Consider the following 21,215-nt stretch of genomic DNA (forward strand, 5'->3'; position numbering starts at 1 on the left):
AGACCAATCGATCACTGGGTCACCGTCAAAGTCATCGGAGCAGACTGTGTCACCGCCGTCTTGGCGCCGATAGCAGTCACATTGAAGGTATAGGTCCCTGCAGGAGTTCCATGTACATCAAGTCCGCCGCAACCCGTGATCGCCATCGCCCCGGTAAAGAGCAACGCAAGCAGAAGGCCGCTCAGCAGCTTACCGGCACGTCGCGAACGCAGCAGCGACAACCCGAGGATGAGCCCGCCCGGCAGGAAGCACAGCGCAATCCGGCTAGCGGATGGTTCGTCGGCCTTTGCAATACTCCCCGCAGTCAGCGGCGAACCTGTATCAATCGTCAGACTGATCGTCTGGTGCCCGTTCGCATCGAGTGACACCTGGTCAGAAGTAAACGTGCAGGTCGCCGCTCGCGGCAGGCCCACACATCCAAGCGACAAGACATCCGTAAAGTTCTGGATCGAAGTCAGCGTCAACTGAATCGTGTTGTGCTGCGTCGTCTTCAACTGCATCGCCGGAGGATTCAAACTAATCGTGAAGTTGGTCGCTTGAATCACCGTCAAAGACACAGCGCTCGACACCGAACCCAGATACTGCGAGTCTCCCTGATAAGTAGCGATCGGAGTGTAGGTCCCCAGCCCCAGGGTCGTAGTCAGAGTAGCAATGCCCGACGCGTTCAGAGTCGCGCTGCCAAGCGTTTTCCCCCCAGAGCTAAACACCACCGTACCAGACGGCGGCACAGCAGCATCGCCCTGCAAGGTCGCAACCAGAGTAAACGGTTGATTCTCGATCACGGGACTCGAAGAGATCGTCAGAGTATTTTTGGAAGTATGCAGCAGCACTACTTCAGTCAACTCCGGCGAGGTACCCGGAAAGTTTTGCGTATCCCCGGCATAGGTCGCAGTCAAAGTATGTGGACCCAGCGCAAGCGTTGAAACACTGAATGTTGCAAGCCCAGAGCCATTAACACTCGCCGTCCCCAAAATAGTAGAGCCATCTGACAACGTGACCAACCCCGTGGGTGGGGTTGTGCTGCTGCCAGTCACCGAAGCGGTAAAGGTAATCGGATTGCCAATCAGAGCGCCTCCCGAACTCGTCCCGCTGATTGTCCCCAGGCTACTGACCGCAGTCAGCGCAACGACAGTGCGTTGTTCTATGTTTTGCAACACAGGATTAGAGGTGCTGGTCAAAGTGTTGCTGTCGCCCTCATAGATTGCGAGCAGAATATGCTGACCAGCAGCAAGCGAAGACGTCGTAAGAGTCGCAATGCCGTTGACTCCCACCGAAGCGGTCCCGATCACCGTAGTCCCATCTTCGAAGCTCACCGGACCCGCGGGGGCCGCGCCCTTTCCAGTCACCTGCGCGGTAAGAGTCAAAGGAGCGCCCGCAATCGAGGGCGTTCCCGAAGTAGTCAGCACAGTCGTCGTGCCGCTGTTCTGTACCGTCTGGACCAGCACCGGACTACTGCTCGTCTGGCTCACGCTGTCGCCGCTATAAGTCGCAACAATCGAGTGTTGCCCCGGACTCAAAGCATTCGTCGTGAACGTCGAAGTCCCCGATGCCCCCACGATGCTCGTCCCGAGAATAACCGCCCCATCGCGGAATGTGACAGACCCCGTAACAGGCGAACCGCCACTGCTTGATACCACGGTTGTAAACGTCACTGGGGTACCCGACAACGATGGATTGCTGCTTGAAATGAGAGTGCTGGCAGTCGGTTGCAAAATCGTCTGGAGCAGAGGTCCCGACACGCTGCCAGGATGACTCGAATCGCCGTTGTAGGTCGCGATCAGCGTATGCGCCCCAATCGTCAAGTTAGACACAGTAAGCGTAGCCAGGCCACTCGCGCCGATCGCCGTCGTCCCGATACTGTTCGCCCCGTCGCGGAGGATCACCGTGCCGGTTGGTTGAGATCCCGTCCCACTCACCGTCATCGCGAACGTAACCGCGTCTCCAATCAGCGCAGGGTTTTTATTGCTGCTCAGCGTGACCGTGCTCGTCGACGGTTGAATCGTCTCCACAACACCCGGCGAACTGGCAGCACTATTATTCGCATCACCGGTGTAAGTCGCTACGATCGTATGCTGCCCGACCGAGAGACTCGAGGTCGAGAAGTTAGCGCTGCCATTCGCGGCAATCGGCGAAGAACCAAGCACCGTCGTGCCATCAGTGAACGTAACGCTGCCGGTCGGAGCAACAGTCGTTCCGCTAAGATTGGCGGTAAAGACAACCTGAAGTCCCGCTATGGAAGGGTTGCTGCTTGAAACCAACGTAAGACCAGGCGCACCTTTGTTCACCGTAATCGTTTGCGCCGGAGATGAGGAAGCTGCATCGTTCGTGTCTCCACCGTAACTAGCTGACAGCGTATGTTGGCCGAGAGAGAGATTCGACACAGACAGGCTCGCAGAACCATTTGCGCTGAGAATTGCCGTCCCGATCACAGCGGTGCCATCAAGGAACGTAACCTGTCCACCGGGGATCCCGCCCGATCCTGTAACCGTGACAGTCAAAGTCTCCGTAGAGTTCACCGTTGAGGTGACCGCGCTGACCGCCATCGAAGTCTGAGTGGTCGCGCGCTGCACCGACTCGCTCAACGGCAAAGAAAGAGCCGCATTATTGTTAGCGTCTCCACCATACGATGCAGTAATGATGTGCGTTCCTAAAGCCAGGCTCGTCGTATTGAAGACCGCAACGCCAGCTGCATTCAGCGTGACCGCCGCCAGCGTAGCCGATCCGTCATGGAAGGTAACCACTCCGGTCGGCGCAGGCTCCGAACCCCCAACCGCCGCCGTGAACGTCACATTGGCGCCGGCGCTTACAGGGTTCTGACTCGACGCGAGCGCAACCCCGGTGACCGGCGAAACAATGTGAGTCAGGCCCGCCGAAGTACTGCCGGCATCATTCGTATCGCCAAGATAAACAGCAGTGATAATGTGCTGTCCGACAATCAGCGTCGAAATACTTAACACCGCCGTTCCGTTTGCCGCCAGCGAAGGGCTGCCGATCACCGTCGAGCCATCCATAAATTGGACGGTTCCACTCAACGCTCCCGAACTACCCGCCACCGTAGCGGTGAACGTCACGGGAGCTCCAACCGGTGTCGTCGAAGCGCTCGCAGTCAGAGTGGTGGTCGTCGTTGCCTTTACAACAACCTGCGTAATCGCAGGCGACGTACTCGTTCCGTTATAAGCATCTCCGGAGTAGGCTGCGGTCAAAGTATGAGGCCCAACCGTCAGAGTAGACAGCGAAATCGTGCCAAGCCCTGCCGCGTTGATTGGGCTCGAACCCAAAGCAGCCGAGCCGTCATAGAAAGTAACCGATCCAGTAGGAGCGGATCCATTCCCCGTCACAGTAGCGCTCAAAGTAACCGGCAACCCCGCTGTGGATGGGCTTCCAGAGGTCGAAAGCACAACTCCCGTTGTCGCCTGTTGCACCGTCAAAGTCAACGAGGGAGTCGTTCCAAGGTTATTGTTATCTCCTCCATAGACGGCTGTAATCGAATGAGTTCCCGTGGAGAAAGAAGGCACCGTAAAGCTCGCGACGCCCTGCGCATTCAGAGCCGCCGTACCAAGCACCGTCGTTCCATCCATAAACGTCACAACGCCTGTAGGAACGCCTCCATTGCTCGTGATCGAAACAGTGAGCGTGTCACTCTTCCCCGCGATCGACGGGTTGGCAGACGCAATCAGCGTGCCCGACGTGACCGCCTGCTGCACCTTCTGCACAATCGTGGTGGAGATACTCCCGGCATAGATGGAAGATCCGCCGTAGATCGCAAAAATCGTGTGCTGCCCAACTGCCAGCGAGTTCAGAGTGATCGTCACCGTACCCCCGCTAACCGTCGCAGCGCCAAGTGTCGTCGTCCCATCCATAAACGTCACGGTTCCAGTGATCGGGCTCGATGGGACCGATGACTTAGGTGTGATCGTCGCATTCAGTTGAATACTCGATCCGGCGGGCGCTGTGCTCGCGTTTGAAGTGACCGCCGTCGTAGTATTGATTTGCTCGATGGTCTCCTGCACCGGCGCGGAGGAGCTAGCGCCATTGTTTGCATCGCCTCCATACACGGCACGAATCGAGTGCGCCGCAACAGACAAAGTGGAAAGAGTAAGAGCAGCCGCGCCATGAATGTCCAGGGTCAACGTACCCAGAACCGTAGTGCCCTCCTGAAAGGAAATCGTGCCGGTTGGCGTTACAGATCCGCTTCCCGTCACGTTCGCCGTAAAGGTAACAGCAGTCCCAAAAGATACATCCGGGTTGCTGGTAGTGAGGGTGGTCGCAGTCGAAGAAGCGACCACGATCTGATTGACCGTGTTCGACGTACTCGCGATCGAATTGGCATCTCCACTGTAGCTCGCCGTAATGCGATGGGTCGTAACGCTCAGCGTGGACGTACTAAAACTAGCTGCTCCCGTTGCATCCAAATTCACCGTCCCCAGGAGAACTCCCCCATCGAGAAACCTGACGCTCCCAGTAGGAACTCCCGACGTCCCCACAACGAGCGCTGAAAAAGTCACACTGACCTGCGGAGAGGAAGGATTGAGACTCGACGACAGCGCAACCGACGTCCCATCCTTGACAATCTGAGTTACGGAGGTAGAGGTACCCGGCGCGGTATTCGAATCGCCCGCATAGCTCGCCGTAATAATGTGAGTCCCACTCGCCAGGCTTTGCGTCGGAAATAGCGCCACGCCGGCGCTATTGAGCGTAGCGGTCCCAATCGTCGCCGCCCCATCAAGAAAAGTAACAATGCCGGTCGGTGTCACTCCAGTGCTCGTCACCGCGACAGTAAACGTAACCAGCGCCCCCGTGGCAGAGGGAGAGCCGCTTGTGTTCAACGTGATGGTCGATGGATCGAGCGTCAAAACCTTACCACTGAGAGTGATCGTCTGCGGACTGGTCGGCGAATCCGATGTAACAATAATCGTTCCCGTAACCGTGTTGCCAATCACCGTCGGCGCAAACTGAGCCCCGATGATGCAATTCAAAGCCGAAGCCATCGCCACGCTGGTCGAGCAGGTTGTAGCAACAGGATCCAGCTGCGTATTCACTCCTGGATTCAGACTGGAGATATTCAGTGGCGCGTTCCCATCGTTTTCAAGCTCTTCATCCTGTGTTGCCGAAACGCGTTGCACCCGGATCGTCGGAAAATTCAGAACCGCATTGATGCTCTTGACCAGGCGTATCCGATTGTGGAACACATCGCTGACATAAAGATTTCCCGATCCATCGAGCGCCATTCCATAGGGTCCATACATGCCCGCTCCAGTCGCCGGCCCACCGTCGCCACTAAAGGACTCCTGATTGCTGCCCACCACCGTATCGATCTCACCTGTAACAGCATTCACCTTACGAACTCTGTTGTTGCCTGCATCGGCAATATAAATATTTCCTGCCGCGTCGATCGCTGTCGCCGCCGGACTATCCAGCACAGCAGCGCTCGCTGGGCCGCCGTCGCCCGCGAACCCCGAAGTTCCATTCCCCGCAATGGTTGAAATCGTCCCATCCAGCGCGACTTTACGCACGCTGTGATTGTTCTGATCGGCGATGTAAATCTGGCCATCAGGACCAACCGTCACACCCCACGGTCCGTTTAGACTCGCGCCTACCGCCGGCCCTCCATCCCCGGCATAAGCTGCCACACGGTTCCCCGCGAACACAGAGATAATCCCGGTAGAAAGATCCACGCGCCGGATCAGATTGTTTCCACTGTCCGCAATATAGAGATAGCCTTTCGCCGGATCGATCGCAACTGAATCAGGCGTATCCAGGTGGGCATGAATTGCAAGCCCGCCGTCGCCCGAGTACCCTTGTGCTCCCAGAACGCCCGCTATCGTCGTGATCACTCCCGTAGCCGCGCTCACCCTACGAATCGCATGATTATTGCTATCGGCAAAGTAGAGATTGCCCGCACCGTCAAGTGCAACCGAAGTCGGCAGGCTGACCGAAGCCAGCGTCGCCAGGCCTCCATCGCCGCTGTTACCTGCGCTGCCGTTCCCAGCATAGGTCGACATCAGCTGCGTACCCGCATCCACCCGCCGAATGCGATTGTTGCTCGAATCGGCAATGAACATGTTTCCCGCCGGATCCACCGCCACTCCGAATGGAAGAAAGATCGGAGAAGACGTAGCTGGCTGCCCGTCTCCACGGTAGATCCACGACACATCCCCGGCGACCGTACTGATGATGCCAGGAATAAACAACGCAAGCGGGCCGCCACCCGTCGCCACCAGCCACGTATCTCCTAGCGGCAATCCCGAAGCGTCAAATAGAGCGACCGCACCAATATGCTGTCCAGGATATTTAGGACTGAACGTAACCGGAAAACTGCACGTCTGCCCCACAACAAGTGTACTTCCCGTCAAACAGGAGCCAGCCCCCGAAATAGCAAAATCAAGATTGGCAACTCCTCCAGTAAGTGCGCTCACCTTCCCCAACTGACCATTCGCCGTCACGACAACCGATACCGTCTGAACAGCGGACGTGCTTCCAACCGCCGTCACCCCCGGCAATGTCACAGGAGAGGCGTAAGCGTGAGTCGCAGGAACGCCAAACAGGATAAGCGCGAAGCAGAAGTATAACTTCGCTGTAAACCGAGACCGTCCCTCGCGGCGTGTACAAGTTGGGAGGATCAGATCACCGAAGCGGCAGAAAAAGTTTCTATCAAATCGAACAGGAGCGAGCATGTTTTACCTCAGGAGCTCAACGGAGATAAGGTTGCGACGTGGCTCCAAAGTCGGGGAAGAAACGCCAGAGATCGCAAGATGGAACACTGACCCTTTGGTAATCATGACTTTAGGTTTTTTCGTAACAATGGGACATTACCCGTAAGTTGCACGAGATCTGCGACAAAGGCTCACAAGCCTCTATCGCCAGTCGCCGGATCTGCCCCCAGTTCGCATCACCTACCCGAGTTACTCGAAGAGCCTAGGCCTTCCCACGCATCTTCGCTGCCCACCAGCGCGACCCCACCAGCAAAAATCGCCAATCCTTCAGAAACTCCGGCGGCTTCCCTTCAATCGCATGCCCTACAAACTGCAGCAGCCACCCAAAACAGAACAGCCCAACTCCCACCCACAGCAATCGGTGCCACACAATCGCTGCCATCATCACCGGCAGCGACAGCATAATAATCGGTATCCCAAACGTATGAGTCAGCCTGTTCAGCGGATGCTGGTGGCTCTCCGAATACTCCGCAATCCAGCTCTCCCAGCTACGTCCACCAAGCATGGCGACACCATACGCTCGCCTCCTCACCGCCCGCAATCAAAATCCTCCACATCATGGCCAAGCGGCTTTTCCCGCCTCGCCGCCGTCAAACCTTAAACATCCACATCGCAAGCCTCTCAGGCGAAGCGACGGGTGAAGGAGCAACTGTCAGCATGGCTAAAGAGTGGATCGAGAATCTCGCCCAGGACATCAAGCAAAAGTCCCACGAAGCTGCCGAACAATACGGGCGCTCCCAGCACCAGGCCGGCATCATCACCACTCAGGGCAAACCCTTCTTCACCACCCTCGTCCTCACTCTCGAACAGGACATCACCGAGATCAAGCGCCAGCTTCAAGGCGACGTCACCGCCTCCGACACCACCATCCAAACCATCAAGCCCGCAGAGATCAAACTCACCCGCAGCCGCTTCCCCTGGTTCGACGCCCTCATCACCCACCAGGACTCGGTCATCCTCCTCGACTACGCCAAAGGCCTAGGCATCGCCGGCGACCCGGCCATCGATCGCAAAACCCGGCACTTCGCCTTCCAGGTCACCGACGACGACGCCCTCTACCTCCAGGACTCCTTCGGCGACAACCCAAAGCGCTTCCATCAACCCGAAGATCTCTCCAGGCAGATCGTCCAGATACTCTTCGAAGTCTAGCCGCGCTCGCTCCCGCCGTGCATCACTGCCACTGGGTGCTGTGCCGCTCCAGCCACCAGCACGCCTCATTCCCCTGCTGCGGAAAGATCGATCGGCTGCACGTCACCGGAGCTGTGCCCATATAGTCGTACTCCACCTTGCTGCCCTTCAACGGAGTAGCCAGAAACTGGTTCACCTGCACCACCCCGTAAGCCGTCCCATGCGAGACGCGCACCCGCAGCACCGCCCAATCCCCCACCCACAACGCTCCGGCCGCAACCGCCAGCGCCACCAGCAATCGAACCACCCGCCCACTCCATCGTCCCATCAGCCAAAGTATGGCACAGAGACGAAGTAAGCTTTGCGGCCAACGAGCCGATAACTCCTTCAGCGAAGACCGTGAACTCCCCCGCTTCGCTCAGGAAGTCGGCCTGCGTTCGGAGCCATGCGTTGCGTTCGACCAAGAGAGAAGAGAGAGCAGAGGATCGAATGAACTTTAAAGAGTCATTGACCCGGTTGATCCTGCTCACCACGCTCTCTCTGCCATGTCTCCCGGCCCATAACGCACACGCACAAAGCTCTCCCACCGCGACCCAACAGCTTCAGCTCTCCACCTTCGCCGGAGCCACCGGCACCTTCACCAACCTGGCCGGCGGAAAGAACCTCGACATCACCGCCGGCGCCGACATCACCCTCCTCGCCTTACGCCGCCTCCACCCCGCCGCCGAGATCCGCGGCTCCTACCCCATCGACGAAGGCACCACCAGCAGCCAGAAAAACTTCCTCCTCGGCCCCAAGATCGACTATCCCCTCGGCCGCCTCCACCCCTATGCCAACTTCCTCATCGGCCGCGGCGCAATCGACTATCTTAGGGGCGGCTACATCTTCGGCAACTTCCGCTACCTCAACTCCAACACCCTCGTCCTCTCCCCCGGCGTCGGCCTCGACTACAGCCTCACCCATCACCTCGCCGTCAAAGTAGACTTCCAGTATCAGCACTGGAACACCCCCGCCGTCCCCTCCGGCAGCATCCATCCCAAAGCCACCACCCTCGGCGTCGTCTACCTCTTCGACTTCAACCCGCACCATCGCCACATGATGTAGCCGCAACCCAAGTTATAGAACCGCCCTCATCTTATGTAGTCGCGACCCATAATCTGTAACGACCGCGGCTTATGAAGCGCACCACTTCGCCAATATCCTCGAAACAAGCCGCGCCCAAATCGCCGCCCGCGCAGAACCATCACCCCTTGTTGTCATCCCCGAAGGGGATCTGCGTTTGCCTTTGCTTTTGCTTTTGCCGTTGCGTTTGCCACTGCCTTTGCTGTTGTCGCTGCTTTTGCTTGTCCCTTTGTTGTCATCCCCGAAGGGGATCTGCGTTTGCGTTTGCGTTTGCCTTTGCGTTTGCGTTTGCCTCTGCCTTTGCTGTTGTCGCTGCTTTGGCTTGTACTTTTGTTGTCATCCCCGTAGGGGATCTGCCTTTGCCGTTTGCCATTGAGAATCGAGGCTTTCCGAGCTAAAGAGAATCTGTTTCGCTTAAGGGCACGGCTTCAGCCGTGCCGCAAGAGCCAACGCACGCAAGCAACACCTCTCTGCCGAAGGCTGGAGCAAAGCCCGAAGGGCGAAGCGACATTACATTGCCGTTGCCGTTGCCTTGCCCTCCTCGCCGGCTGTCCTCGCCACTGTCGTCATCCGTCTTTCCGATGCCACCCCAGGGGGGCTTTCTCCTCACCCTCACCGCCACCAGAAAACACCTCGTCCTCCAGAACAAGCCCACCCAAATCGCCACCCTCTGGACTCGCCCTCTGCCATAGCGTATCTTTTTGCCGGAAGTCAAAATTCAAAACAACCGGAGAGAAATCGATGACCCGCTTAACCCGTCGCGTGTTCCCGGCACTTGCTGCATCTCTCGTCTTCACCCTTTCTGCCCCATCCATCATCGCCCAGGAACCCACGCCCGGTCCCACCTGGTCGCAGGAAGATACCCTCCGCATCGTCCAGCAGGTACAGAAAAAGCTTGCCGGCCTCTCCAACCTCGGAGTCTTCGACTGGCTTACCTTCGGCATTCACGGCAAAACGCTCGTCCTTAAAGGCTACGCCTCCCGCCCCGTCCTCAAGAGTGACGCCGAAAACGCCGTCAAAGGCATTCAGGGCATCGACTCCGTCGACAACCAGATCGAGGTCCTGCCCAACTCCCCAATGGACGACCGCATCCGCGCCGCCGTCTACAACCGCATCTACACCCAGCCCTCGCTACGCAAATATAACGCCAACCAGGGCAACATCGGCCGCGCCATCGGGCCCGGAGCAGGAATCGCGCTCGCCGCCGGCGGCATCACCAACACCCCGCCTATGGGCTTCCACGCCATCCACATCATCGTGAAGAACGGCAACGTCACCCTCTACGGCGTCGTGCTCAACCAGATGGACTCCTCCATCGCCGGAATGCAGGCAAACTCAACCCCAGGCGCCTTCAGCGTCGACAACGACCTCATCGTCCAGGGCTCCGCCTCCAAACTAAAAGAGAAATAAAACTACTCCAACCCTCGTCCCAATGCGGGAGCCGTCCCAAAACTGGCTCCCGCATCAAACGAACCCAAGCCCCCAGAAAACACACTGTCATTCTGAATGAAGTTCCTCACGCTTTTGTGAGCAACGCAATCGAAGAACCGGCAGCATTTGCCTTTGCTGTTTCCGTTATCAATAGCGGCTTCAATCATTTGTGAGTCATCAGCGGCTTCAATTATTCGTGCGTCATCCTGAGCGTAGCGAAGGATCCCCGTATTTCGTCTTTGCATTTGCCTGTGTCTTTTTTGTTGTCATCCCCAAAGGGGATCTGCGGTAGAGCCTGTTTCGCTTAAGGGTAACGCTTCAGCCGTGCCGCAAGAACCAACCCCCGCAAGCGGCACCTCTCTGCAGAAGGCGAGGTCCCCCGTGAGTGTTCTTCGCTCGTTAGGGTGTCATGCCGGAGCAAAGCCCATAAGGGCGGAAGCGAAAGATTGCTATTATCGTTGTCCCTGGCAAATTTCTGTCAAGCCCCAGAACCACCTAAGCCAAGCCCACTCAACAAGATGCACGTGGCGCATTAGTTACAGTCAAATCGCTATAATAAGAGAGGAAAAAAGTCCCCGCCAATGCGGGGCTTTGTGCTCCTAACAACAGGAGGGTCAGCCAGCTAACTCCTTTGATTGCACGAATCTGCAGGTAACTCATTTAGAATGAATATTTTGGAGACACAGACACCACGTAAACCATTTAAAACAAAAGACTTACACGCGGGTAATAGGGGGGGGTAGCACCCCTACAAATTGAACAGTTCCCGCAATCGCTTCGTCTGTGCCCGGCTCACCGGGATCTCCGTCTTCTGGGAATCGTCCATCCGCAGCTGATAGCTGGACTTGAACCACGGCACCACCTCCCGTATGTGCTGAATATTCACCACATACGACCGGTGCGCCCTCCAAAACGTCTCCGGGTCGAGCTGATCCATTAGCTCCTCGAGTGTTCTGCAGTTTGAGTGTCCCTCCACCGCCTTGGTCACCACGCTGATCGTGCCCTCTTCGATCGAAGCAAAACAGATCTCGCGCTGATCCACCAGCAGCAAACGGCTCTGTGCCCTGACGATCACCTTGCCGGAGTTGGCCTTCGGCGTCTGGGTCTGCTCCTCGACCAGCCGCAGCAGCGCATCCAGTTTGGCCCCGGTCTCTAGCCCTAGGTCCCCCGGCCCCGCAGGTGCCACCTTCCGCGCCTGCGCCTTCTCGATCGTCTGCATCACCCGCTTTCGATCGAAGGGCTTCAGCAGATAATCGATGGCATTCACCTCAAAGGCGCGCACCGCATATTGATTGAATGCAGTAGCAAATACCACATCAGGCATCGGAACCTTCCGGTCCAGCAGCTTCTTCAGTACGCCAAAGCCGTCAAGTCCAGGCATCTGAACATCCAGAAACACCAGATCCGGCTTATGCGTCCGAATCAGCTCCACCGCTTCAATCCCGTTGGTCCCTTGCGCCAGAACCTCAACCCCACCCGCGCGCTCCAGCAGATACTGCAGCTCCTGCCTGGCCAGAGGTTCGTCATCGATGATGAGTGCAGTCAGGGACATGCTAGCAACTAGTCACTATATACGCGCAGTCGCGCCGGCGCATGGTCCTCAGCCAGATCATGTCCACACTGAGTGCAATACACATCCGTAATCTGCACCCCGCGGAAGCAGCGGCCGCACACAGGAGCCAGTTGGAACTGGCACTGCGGACAGAAGTGCACGCTCGAGGTAATCTCCGTACTGCAGTGCGGACAAGGCATCAGCATCGGCTGCCGCAGCAGGAAGTACACCACAGCTCCGATCCCGCCCGGCAGCACCACCACAATCAGCATCCACAATCCAGCCGGCATTCGCCGCCGCCGCACATCGCGGCTCACATACCCCACCAGCAGCACATAGCTCGCAAACGCCGTCCCCCACGAGTATCCCATCAGCAGCCGCATCGGCAGCAGCTCATGCTTATGGTGCGGCAACACGCCGTGGAACAGATACTGCACCGCCCCAAACACCAAGATGGCCAGCACCACCGACCAGGTCGGTATCATGCTCAACTCATCGTCGCCCCGTGCCAGGGTGCCCTGCAATCGATCCGACTCCTGACCCCAAAACCTCATCATCCAGCCACCTCGCGCTTACGGGCACGGTGAAACAATACCAAAGCGAGCAAAGCCATCGACACAGGAAAGAACCACAAACAGAGAACTAAAAACTGATTACTCGCATCGGGAACACCAGTCGGTGTCACGTCGTACGCATCTAGCGCACTCCACACGGCGGTGCAAATAATAACAAAAAGCGAGGAGCAGATTGCCAGCGGAATCCAGAGGCTTCGAATGCGATTGCGCCGCACTGCAAGCGCCTTCGCGCGCTCCCGGACCACACGATGAGTTCGATTGACCACAGACGCACGAGCGCCCATCCGCAAATCCGTCACTTCGTCCCGGAGAACCGATCCAGAAGCGTCTTGCGACAACGGTCTCTCGAAGGCGTCGCTCATATCCCAACCTCTGCATGGGACCGAGAGGATCGAAGCTGCTCCATCTCCGGCTTCAAAGTTGCCAGGCCGCGATAAAGCCTGGACTTCACCGTCGATAAGGGAGCCCGGGTTACAGTAGCGATCTCTTCCAATGACAGTTCTTCATAAAATCGAAGCACCAGAACCTCTCTATAGCTGGGTTCCAGTTTGAGTAAAACCTCGCCGACCTCAGCGCAGTTTTCGCGGGATTGAAACTGCTCGAGCGGGGAAGGTCCTGACATCGCGACCTCAAAAGGACGATCGTCATCTTTCCCTTCACTCATCTCGTCGAGACTCGCCATCACGCGTTTTCTCGACAGGTCTATCACCAGATTTCTCGCAATAGTAAAGAGCCAGGTGTCGAAGCGTGCTTTACCGTTGTACTGCGCTCCCCGCAGTAGAACCCTCATCCAGGTCTCCTGAAAGAGATCCTCGGCAACTTCACGCTTCCCTGTAAGGAAGAGCAGATAACGAAGAAGACGGTGCTGATAGAGCTCAATAAGCGTATCCAGAAGTTCCGGACTCTGCCTCTTTAACCCCTGAGCAATCGCCGCATTCTCGCTTGAGGTTTGAGCACCAAGCGTTGAGGCGAGCGAGATGGAACCATTTTGCACATTGCTAGAGACGTTCTTCGAGTCGAACAAGACTCGCTTTTTGCCCACACGGTTCATAAAAAGAGAGATTCCTTTGAGAGATCCTGGATTCTGTCCGTAGGGCCGCCCCTACTTTAGACATTCTAAGGCCTCGCTGCCTTTCTCCGGGTGGGGGCGGTAGACTTGAGGAATGGAAGTTCTTTATGGGCTGCACCCTGTTGAGGAGGCTATCCGGGCCGGGGGGCGGCAGCTTGACCATGTCAGTGTGGCGCGGGAGCGCCGGGATGAGCGGCTGGAGAGGCTGATCGAGCTGTGCCGGACAGCTGGGGTTCGGGTGTCGCTGGAGTCTCGGGACCAGCTGACCAGGCTGGCACGGACGGATGCACATCAGGGCGTGCTGGCGGTGGTGCGGGAGCGTAAGTTCCTGGGGATCGAGGACCTGCTGACTCCGAAGGCGGAGGGACACCACAGATTCTTCCTGGCTCTCGATGGTGTCGAAGACCCGCACAACCTTGGGGCGCTGCTGCGGACTGCGAATGGAGCGGGCGTCGATGGCGTGATTCTGCCGGAGCGGCGTTCAGCTCCGGTGACCGCGACGGTCGCCAAGACCTCGGCGGGAGCATCGGAGCATGTGCGGATCGCGCGGGTGACGAACCTGGTTCGTGCGCTCGAGCAGATGAAGCAGAAGCACGTCTGGGTTCTTGGACTGGATGAGCGCGGAACGCCGGATTACACCGATTATGACTTCAAGGGCGACTGCGTTCTGGTGCTGGGGCGCGAGGGCGCTGGTCTGCACGACCTGGTGAAGAAGACCTGCGATCACCTGCTGCGGATTCCGATGGCGGGACAAGTGTCGTCGCTCAATGTGTCGGTTGCGGGCGCGATTGTGATGTATGAGGCGATGCGGCAACGGCGTCAACCTGCAGCTCCGCCTGCACGAAAGCCTGTGAAAGAACGTAAGGGATTGGGATCTTGAAGAGTTTTTCTGTTGTTTCGGCTGGAGGCCGCTGGCTCATTCTGGCGGCTGTGTTTGGAGTGAGTTTCGCGCCGGCCCAGGAGGCTCCACCTGCTGATTCGCCTCCTCCGCCGCAAGGGAAGGTGCTGTTCGATCGGAATCTGGATTCGCCGGAGGCCAAGGAGAAGGAGAAGCCGCCGGTAAATCAGGTGGCAGTCGAGGTCACCGATGCGGAGCGGACGTCGCTTACCTTCACCTCGTATGATCTCGATGTGCATCTGACTCCCGCGGAGTCGAAGCTTGCGGTTCATGCGAGGTTCGGCGTGAAGAACACCGGGAAGGCGCCTCTCACGCGGCTGGTGTTTCAGATCTCTTCGGCTCTGAGCTGGGAGAGTTTTGCGGTGCAGAGTGAGGGGCGTGTGGCTCCTCTCACATTCACGCAACATGCGATCGATACGGATGCCGACCACACGGGCAAGGCGACCGAGGCTGTGGTTGCTCTGCCTCAGCCGCTCGAGCCGGGTGCGAGCCTTGCGCTGACGGGCTTCTACTCCGGCGAGGTGGTGCAGTCGGCGGAGCGGCTGGAGCGAATTGGCGCGCCGCTCGACCAGGCAGCCAATGCGGACTGGGATCTGATCGGTGCGGAGCGAACGGCGCTGCGCGGGTTCGGCAATGTTCTGTGGTATCCGACGGCTGCGGCACCGGTGTTTCTGGGCGATGGAGCGAAGCTGTTCCAGAGTGTCGGGCTGAACAAGCTGCGGCAGGCCGAGGCGACGGTGCGTATGCGGCTGACGGTGGAGTACGTCGGCGATGCGCCGGACGCTGCGTTCTTCTGTGGTCGGCGCGAGCAGCTGGTGAAGGTAAGTGAGAATCAGAATCTGCCGGTGGCTGAGTCGCCGGGAGTGGCTACGGCTGAGTTCACCGAGCGGCCGCTGGGATTTCGTTCGCCGAGTCTGTTTATCACTGACCGGGCGGGTACTGTGACGGACAACAGCCTGATCTCGGCGGTGACCGACCACTACGACGCGCTGCCGAGCTATAGTGCGGCCTCGACGAAGGTGCAGCCGCTGCTGGCCGAGTGGCTGGGAGCAGGTCCGCTGCGCATGCTGAACATCCTCGACCATGCGGGGCAGCCGTTTGAGGACGATGCTCTGCTGGTGGTGCCGATGCGTGCCGCGACGGCTGAGGTGCTGGCTCCTTCGCTGGTGCATTCGCTGAGCCATGCCTGGTTCGGCTCGGCTCATGTGTGGCTGGATGAGGGTGTGGCGCAGTTCGCTTCGCTGCTTTGGGTTGAGCAGGCACAGGGGCGCAAGGTTGCGGTGAAGCAACTGCAACAGACGGCGAATACGCTGGCCCTGGTGGAACCTGGTCCTTCTTCCGGCTCGTCCGTTGGAATGCCGAGTGGAACGTCGTCCAGTTCGTCGGCAGGCGCCTCCGACTCCGATGCCGGGCAAAGCCTGATTCTGGCCAGCGATGAGGTCTACTACCGGACCAAGGCTGCGGCTGTGCTTTGGATGCTGCGGTCGGTGGTGGGTGACGATGCGTTGAAGCGGGCGCTCGCGGCCTATCGGACCGACAAGATGGACAGCGATCCGAGGGAGTTTCAGCGGGTTCTGGAACGAAGCGCCAAACGGGATCTGGCGTGGTTTTTTGACGATTGGGTGTATCGCGACCGCGGGCTGCCGGACCTGAGCATCGCCAACGTGACGCCTCGTGCTCTCGACAAGATTGGAGACAAGGGCAAGGGGTTCCTGGTGTCGGTAGAGGTGAAGAACGACGGGGACGCGGCGGCGGAGGTGCCGGTGACGGTGCGGTCGGGGACGTTGACCTCCACGCAGAGGCTGCGGATCGCGGGACGGTCGAGCGCGTCGACCCGGCTGGTGTTCGAGGGGACGCCGGATGAGGTGATCGTCAATGACGGCAGCGTGCCGGAGGTGACGGCTTCGGTCCATACCAAGCAGATTGTGGCGCATTGACTTCTCCTTTTCCGGGAGGGGTCCCCCTCCCCCCCCCTATTGCCAGCGTGTAAGTCTCCTATTTTCATATATTTACAGGTAATAACTCTCTGTAAATATGTCATTCCAAACGAGTTGCGCCCAGATTCTTGCAATCAAACGAGTTACGGGATTAAATAGGAAAACCCAAGCGATTTGCCGGGTTTTTGTTTGTTGTTTTTATTATAGAGGTTTGACCATAACTAATACGCCACGTGTATCTTGTTGTGTGGATTTGGGTTAGGTGATTGAGGGGCTTGACAGGAATTTTTAGCAGCGACAAGCGACGCGACAACTAAAAGGACACGCAGAGACAAAGACAAGGCAAAAAGGACACAGGCAACGGCAAATGCGAAATACGGGGATTCTTCGACTGCGTTGCTCACAAAGGCGTGAGCAACTTCGCTCAGAATGACGATGTGTGTTGTGTAGGGTGGAGATGTAAGAGCAAGTGCGCGCAAAAAGGAAAAGCTAGCGATGGGGTCGGGGAGCTGGAAGGTGGGGTGAGGTGTCGGTCCAGGTTTGGGGTTGGCCCCAGGGCCGGGTGGCGGTGAGGTCGATGCGGTAGGGGCCGGTGGCGCGGTTGGTGGGCAGGATTTCGGCGAGGCCATCGCCTAGCTGCGGAAGCGCAGTTGCGAGAGCTATCAGACGTGCTGTGGAGGCCATGCCCGTGAGATGAAAGGTGCAGCCCGCGGCGTTGAGGTGGCCTTCAAGGGTTGCGGGATCCTTACCGCCGAGAGCGAGAGAGACAGGAACCAGTTGAAAGCCATCGGATATGGCAGGGGCGGGTTTGCGATATTTGCCCGGTGCGGCTTTAGTGGAGGCCTGCACGGTGGAGTGGAGGGCGACATCCCCGATGACCAGAGAGGTAGCGCCCGCTTGGGGGTTGATGAGGCTGGCGTTGGTGACGAGGAGATCGCCCTTCCAGGGCAATGACCCGGGGGCGGGCTCGTAGGAGAGATTGCCGGTGAGGGCACCTGCGGCTGCGATATTGGCAGGAACGCGAGCGCTGGCTACACGCAGCCAATCGAGGAGGGTTGCGGCGGGGAGGCCAGGGGTTCCTATCTGCAGGTTGGCGGACTTCGGGTTGAGGAGATCGGGAACAGAGCCGGTGACCGCGAGGATGGGAGCGTCGTTGAAAGGGTTGGGGGAGCCGGCGGGAGGCCAACTGCAGCGGAGGTCGTCGAAGGCGTGAAAGTCGCCGCTGGCTTCGCCCAGGCACTGGAGATCGATGTTCATGGGTTGGGCGGGCACGAAGTCAGCGCGGCGGGCGTCGGTGAGGCGGAGGCGGGTTTGTATCTGACTGTTGCTGACGGTGCCCTGCGCGTTGGCGGTGAGGGTCATTTCGCCACGCAGGCCGGCGTCGCGCCCGAGGAGAAAGCGGCTGACTCCGCCGAGAGGAGCGTTATGCCAGGTGCCGCGCAGGTTGATCGGGACCTGGCCGAGGGAGGGGGCGCGGCTGAGGGTTCCTTCGAGCTCGAGGATGCCGGTGTCGGTGACATCGGTGTTGGTACGGAGGGGGTGAGCGGAGAGGCGGAGATGCCACTGCTGGGGGTCGGGGAGCCAGAGGGCGAAGTCGGCTTCGGTGAGGGAGATGGGGGATTTTTCGCGGTCGAGTTTGAGGTTGAGGCGGGCTCCGGTGGCTTCGATGTAGGGGAAGCGCGGGGCGGGGCCGGCTTGCCTCTGCGCGGTGGGCGCGGCGGAGATGTGGGCGGCGTGGAGGAGGATGCTCTCGAGGTTCCACTTGCCTGAGGAGCTGTGGACGAGGTTCACGCTGGGGTCGGTGAAGCTGATGGTGGAGAACTCGACGCGGCGGCTCCAGAGGGAGCTGAGCCGAAGGGTGGCGCGGACAGAGTTGGCGCGGATGACGGGCTCGGAGCCGAAGGCCGGGTCTTCTTCAACGACGAAGTTTTCGAGCGTGAAGCCGGGTAGGGGGAGGAGGTTGAGGGAGACCTTGTCGAGATGGACGGGGCGGCCGAGGCTGTCGCCGATGCTCGTGGCGATGCGGCGCTGATAGCGGTTGACGCTGATGTAAGGAGGCAGCAGGACGAGCAGCATGACGGCAAGAACCGCGAAGGCCAGGTAGAGCAGGCGGCGGAGCATGTGGGTGCTGAGGGACGGAGCGGTGTCTGCGTCCGCGGCGTCGCTGGGGGCGAGCGAGTGCTCGTAGATGGGATCAGCTTCGTGCATGAACGATGGTCCGGCGTGGTGGGTTAGGCCGTGCCAGAGGGACCTCTATTTAATGAGATGAAGCGTGCGCTTCCAGCGTGTCTCGTCAAAGATGTGGACGATGATGTGGCCCATGAAGCCGAGGCGCTCGCCGATGCTCTGCTTGTTGATCTGGTCGGCGGGAGTTTGGAAGGACCAGTAGACGAAGAGGGGGCGGCCTACGATGTTTTCGCGCGGGACAAAGCCCCAGTAGCGGCCGTCGAGGCTTTCGGTGCGGTTGTCGCCCATAGCGAAGACCTTGCCGGGAGGGACGATGAGGTCGCCATCCTGAATGTGGTTGGGAAGCTCGTAGGCCCAGCTGGCGGTGACGTTGCCGTAGTTGTCGGGCGGGACGGCGGGAAAGTCGTCGCGGTAGGGATCGAAGGCGTGCTGGGGATTGTCGTCGTTGGCGGGCATGCCGGCGTAGGGCTCGTTTTGCGCGACGCCGTTGAGGTAAACGACGCCATTACGGAGATGGATGCGGTCGCCGGGGATGCCGATGGTGCGCTTGACGAGGAAGAGGTCCGGCTCGCCGGGCTTGAAGAAGACGATGATGTCGCCGCGGCGGACATCGCGATAGAAGGTGAAGGGCGCCCACTTTGCGGGTGGGGCGAGGGAGATGCGGTCTACCAGGACGTGGTCGCCGATGAGCAGGGTCTGCACCATGGAGGCGGAGGGGATCTCGAAGTTCTGGAAGATGAAGGTCATCACGAAGAGACCGATGGCGAGGACGGTGCAGATGGAGGCGAGGGACTCGAGTGGAGTCTCGGCCTGCTCCTGCTGGGCGACGTCGGGGGTGGTGGCTTCGGTGGTGATGGTTTCGGGCAAGACTGGGTCTCCAGCGTCCTCAAATGGATTCAGCTATTAGTGTATCGCTGATGGAGAGTGGGAGTTATCTACATGTTTGTCCAAAGTGCGAACTATAATCTTTCTACGATTTAACGCGAGTCAGCGATGTAACAGACGGTTGGTCACTGGCCAAGGACGCATTTCGACGAGGAGTGTGCCGTGGGCCAACGCTGAACCACCAGGAGATGAAGTGAGAAAGACAATCTATCCTTCTATGATTTCGCCCTCGACGATTTTGCCCTCAAGGACTTCCCCATCAGGAATCGACCGGCGCCGGTTTTGCAAAGCTATCGCTTTGAGCGCTCTTTCGTCTGGAGGGTTTTTACGCGGGCTCGCTGCAGGGACGACAAAAAGCGATGCCTATCGACTCGTCGCCCAGACTGATCGCGAGCGGATCCTGAAGGCGGGAACACTTTATCTGACGCAGAAGCCGGTGACGATCACCTCATATCACTCCGATCGCAGCCCGGGAGGCGTTCATGACTTTTTCTCGCAGGCGGACTACTTCTGGCCGAACCCCAAGGATCCGAATGGCCCGTTTATCAATCGGGACGGCCAGAGCAATCCCGATAACTTCAACGAGCACAGGAAGGCGATGATTGCGCTTTCAATCCAGATGCCGGCGTTGACGTCGGCATGGCTATTGACGGGAGAACGCCGCTATGGAGAGAGTGCCTGCAACCACCTGCGGGCATGGTTCATCTCGTCTGAGACGCGCATGAATCCGAACCTGGAGTTCTCGCAGGGAGTTCATGGCGTCTCCACCGGCCGCTCCTACGGAATCATCGACACGCTTCACCTCGTCGAGGTGGCCCGCGCAGCGAGTCTGGTTGCGGCCAAGTTTCTTCGAAAGGAAGAGACGACGGCTCTCATGGGTTGGTTCCGGGACTATCTCCAATGGATGAAGACCAGCGACAAGGGACAGAAGGAGCGGGATGCTTTGAACAATCATGCGATGTGCTGGGCGTTGCAGGCGGCGGAGTTCGCGCGGCTGATTGGAGATGGAGAGACACGCAGCCAGGTGCATCGGCAATACACGGATATTCTTCTGCCGAATCAGCTAGGAGCGGATGGCTCCTTCCCCAAGGAGCTGGCGCGAACCAAGCCTTACAGCTACTCCATCTTTAACTTCGACGTGATGGCCTGCCTCTGCCAATCGCTCAAGGGCGCCGGGCAGGATTTGACGATCTTCAAGCTCGCCGACGGGCGCGGACTCTGTAAGGCAGCGGAGTTTCTCTATCCCTACTTGAAGGATAAGAGCACGTGGCCCTATCCGAAGGATGTGGAGCACTTTGACTCGCTGCCCGTGCGCTCTCCAGGGCTGTTGTTCGCAGGACTCGCCTGCGAAAAGTTGGAGTATGTCTCGCTTTGGAAGACCGAAGATCCGGACCCCACCGACAGAGAGATCATTCGCAACTATCCGGTTCGCCAGCCTTTGTTGTGGGTGTAGCAGAGCGACAAAGATCGCGGACAGGTCAGCTTGCTGCAAAGATTTACTTTTGATGACTTCGTACCGTCAGAAGCTGTCCTGCCGGACGGGCGCCCCGCGCGGGGGCGGTCACTTCGTGACTTGTATACCCCTTCGGTTGGCGCTCCCGTTGGTCGCGAGGAAGATGATTCCGACCAACGGGAGGACCGGGCGAAGCTCTAAAAAGGCGTGCGAACGCCCGCCCTCCGCGCAGGAGGCCCGTCTGGCAGGACAGTCTTGAAAGCAA

The 21,215-nt window shown here is 58.7% G+C and carries 15 protein-coding genes; 6 read left to right on the forward strand and 9 right to left on the reverse strand.

Annotated elements, in window-relative coordinates; all coding sequences use genetic code 11:
* Positions 1-11 precede the first annotated feature (11 nt).
* Positions 12-6,674, reverse strand: coding sequence for an Ig-like domain repeat protein (locus HDF08_RS15145; protein WP_179639453.1), 6,663 nt, complete (start codon positions 6,672-6,674; stop codon positions 12-14).
* A gap of 241 nt (positions 6,675-6,915) precedes the next feature.
* Positions 6,916-7,245: an Mpo1-like protein gene (locus HDF08_RS15150; RefSeq protein WP_218884718.1), complete on the reverse strand. Its 330-nt coding sequence runs from the start codon at positions 7,243-7,245 to the stop codon at positions 6,916-6,918.
* A gap of 26 nt (positions 7,246-7,271) precedes the next feature.
* On the opposite strand from HDF08_RS15150, the gene HDF08_RS15155 reads away from it, so the two are divergent.
* Positions 7,272-7,862, forward strand: a complete 591-nt coding sequence (locus tag HDF08_RS15155; RefSeq protein WP_179639454.1) for a hypothetical protein — start codon at positions 7,272-7,274, stop codon at positions 7,860-7,862.
* A 22-nt stretch (positions 7,863-7,884) separates the two neighbouring features.
* On the opposite strand, the gene HDF08_RS15160 is transcribed toward HDF08_RS15155, so the two are convergent.
* A complete protein-coding gene (locus tag HDF08_RS15160; protein ID WP_353069633.1) occupies positions 7,885-8,148 on the reverse strand; it encodes a hypothetical protein in 264 nt (87 codons plus the stop codon).
* 182 nt (positions 8,149-8,330) lie between these two features.
* Between HDF08_RS15160 and HDF08_RS15165 the strand changes: the two genes are divergently transcribed.
* Complete coding sequence (locus tag HDF08_RS15165) at positions 8,331-8,945, forward strand: outer membrane beta-barrel protein (protein ID WP_179639456.1); 615 nt, start codon at positions 8,331-8,333, stop codon at positions 8,943-8,945.
* A 759-nt stretch (positions 8,946-9,704) separates the two neighbouring features.
* Positions 9,705-10,373, forward strand: coding sequence for a BON domain-containing protein (locus tag HDF08_RS15170; RefSeq protein WP_179639457.1), 669 nt, complete (start codon positions 9,705-9,707; stop codon positions 10,371-10,373).
* Positions 10,374-11,142: 769 nt separating this feature from the next.
* Here HDF08_RS15170 and HDF08_RS15175 read toward each other — a convergent pair.
* Genes HDF08_RS15175 through HDF08_RS15190 form a run of 4 tightly spaced genes read right to left on the reverse strand, consistent with a single transcriptional unit; the run spans position 11,143 to position 13,515 of the window.
* Entirely contained in the window at positions 11,143-11,946 is an 804-nt protein-coding gene (locus tag HDF08_RS15175; protein WP_179639458.1) for a LytR/AlgR family response regulator transcription factor, read from the reverse strand.
* Between the two features lie 8 nt (positions 11,947-11,954).
* Positions 11,955-12,503, reverse strand: a complete 549-nt coding sequence (locus HDF08_RS15180; RefSeq protein WP_179639459.1) for a zinc ribbon domain-containing protein — start codon at positions 12,501-12,503, stop codon at positions 11,955-11,957.
* Positions 12,500-12,883, reverse strand: a complete 384-nt coding sequence (locus HDF08_RS15185; protein ID WP_179639460.1) for a hypothetical protein — start codon at positions 12,881-12,883, stop codon at positions 12,500-12,502. Before HDF08_RS15185 ends, HDF08_RS15180 begins: the two co-directional genes overlap by 4 nt.
* Entirely contained in the window at positions 12,880-13,515 is a 636-nt protein-coding gene (locus tag HDF08_RS15190; protein WP_353070356.1) for an RNA polymerase sigma factor, read from the reverse strand. Before HDF08_RS15190 ends, HDF08_RS15185 begins: the two co-directional genes overlap by 4 nt.
* Before the next feature lie 169 nt (positions 13,516-13,684).
* Between HDF08_RS15190 and rlmB the strand changes: the two genes are divergently transcribed.
* Together rlmB and HDF08_RS15200 are read left to right on the forward strand one after the other, a co-directional pair.
* Entirely contained in the window at positions 13,685-14,470 is a 786-nt protein-coding gene (rlmB, locus tag HDF08_RS15195) for a 23S rRNA (guanosine(2251)-2'-O)-methyltransferase RlmB (RefSeq protein WP_179639462.1), read from the forward strand.
* A complete protein-coding gene (locus HDF08_RS15200) occupies positions 14,467-16,425 on the forward strand; it encodes a M1 family aminopeptidase (RefSeq protein ID WP_179639463.1) in 1,959 nt (652 codons plus the stop codon). The genes rlmB and HDF08_RS15200 overlap by 4 nt, the downstream gene beginning before the upstream one ends.
* Before the next feature lie 489 nt (positions 16,426-16,914).
* Here HDF08_RS15200 and HDF08_RS15205 read toward each other — a convergent pair whose 3' ends face one another.
* Together HDF08_RS15205 and lepB are read right to left on the reverse strand one after the other, a co-directional pair.
* Positions 16,915-18,633 carry an AsmA family protein gene (locus tag HDF08_RS15205; protein ID WP_179639464.1) on the reverse strand — a complete coding sequence of 573 codons (1,719 nt, stop codon included), beginning with the start codon at positions 18,631-18,633 and terminating at the stop codon, positions 16,915-16,917.
* A 45-nt stretch (positions 18,634-18,678) separates the two neighbouring features.
* On the reverse strand, positions 18,679-19,479 hold the full coding sequence (gene lepB, locus HDF08_RS15210) for a signal peptidase I (RefSeq protein WP_179639465.1): 801 nt from the start codon (positions 19,477-19,479) through the stop codon (positions 18,679-18,681).
* 316 nt (positions 19,480-19,795) lie between these two features.
* Between lepB and HDF08_RS15215 the strand changes: the two genes are divergently transcribed.
* Positions 19,796-20,950 carry an alginate lyase family protein gene (locus HDF08_RS15215; RefSeq protein WP_257031164.1) on the forward strand — a complete coding sequence of 385 codons (1,155 nt, stop codon included), beginning with the start codon at positions 19,796-19,798 and terminating at the stop codon, positions 20,948-20,950.
* Positions 20,951-21,215 lie beyond the last annotated feature (265 nt).

It is taken from the genome of Tunturiibacter empetritectus, from assembly GCF_013410875.1.
Lineage (GTDB): Bacteria > Acidobacteriota > Terriglobia > Terriglobales > Acidobacteriaceae > Edaphobacter > Edaphobacter empetritectus.

Coding starts and splice junctions, on each gene's coding strand:
- HDF08_RS15145 (WP_179639453.1), bottom strand. CDS start 6,674: ATGCTCGCTCCTGTTCGATTTGATAGAAACTTTTTCTGCCGCTTCGGT.
- HDF08_RS15155 (WP_179639454.1), top strand. CDS start 7,272: ATGGCCAAGCGGCTTTTCCCGCCTCGCCGCCGTCAAACCTTAAACATC.
- HDF08_RS15165 (WP_179639456.1), top strand. CDS start 8,331: ATGAACTTTAAAGAGTCATTGACCCGGTTGATCCTGCTCACCACGCTC.
- HDF08_RS15170 (WP_179639457.1), top strand. CDS start 9,705: ATGACCCGCTTAACCCGTCGCGTGTTCCCGGCACTTGCTGCATCTCTC.
- HDF08_RS15175 (WP_179639458.1), bottom strand. CDS start 11,946: ATGTCCCTGACTGCACTCATCATCGATGACGAACCTCTGGCCAGGCAG.
- HDF08_RS15180 (WP_179639459.1), bottom strand. CDS start 12,503: ATGATGAGGTTTTGGGGTCAGGAGTCGGATCGATTGCAGGGCACCCTG.
- HDF08_RS15185 (WP_179639460.1), bottom strand. CDS start 12,883: ATGAGCGACGCCTTCGAGAGACCGTTGTCGCAAGACGCTTCTGGATCG.
- rlmB (WP_179639462.1), top strand. CDS start 13,685: ATGGAAGTTCTTTATGGGCTGCACCCTGTTGAGGAGGCTATCCGGGCC.
- HDF08_RS15205 (WP_179639464.1), bottom strand. CDS start 18,633: ATGCACGAAGCTGATCCCATCTACGAGCACTCGCTCGCCCCCAGCGAC.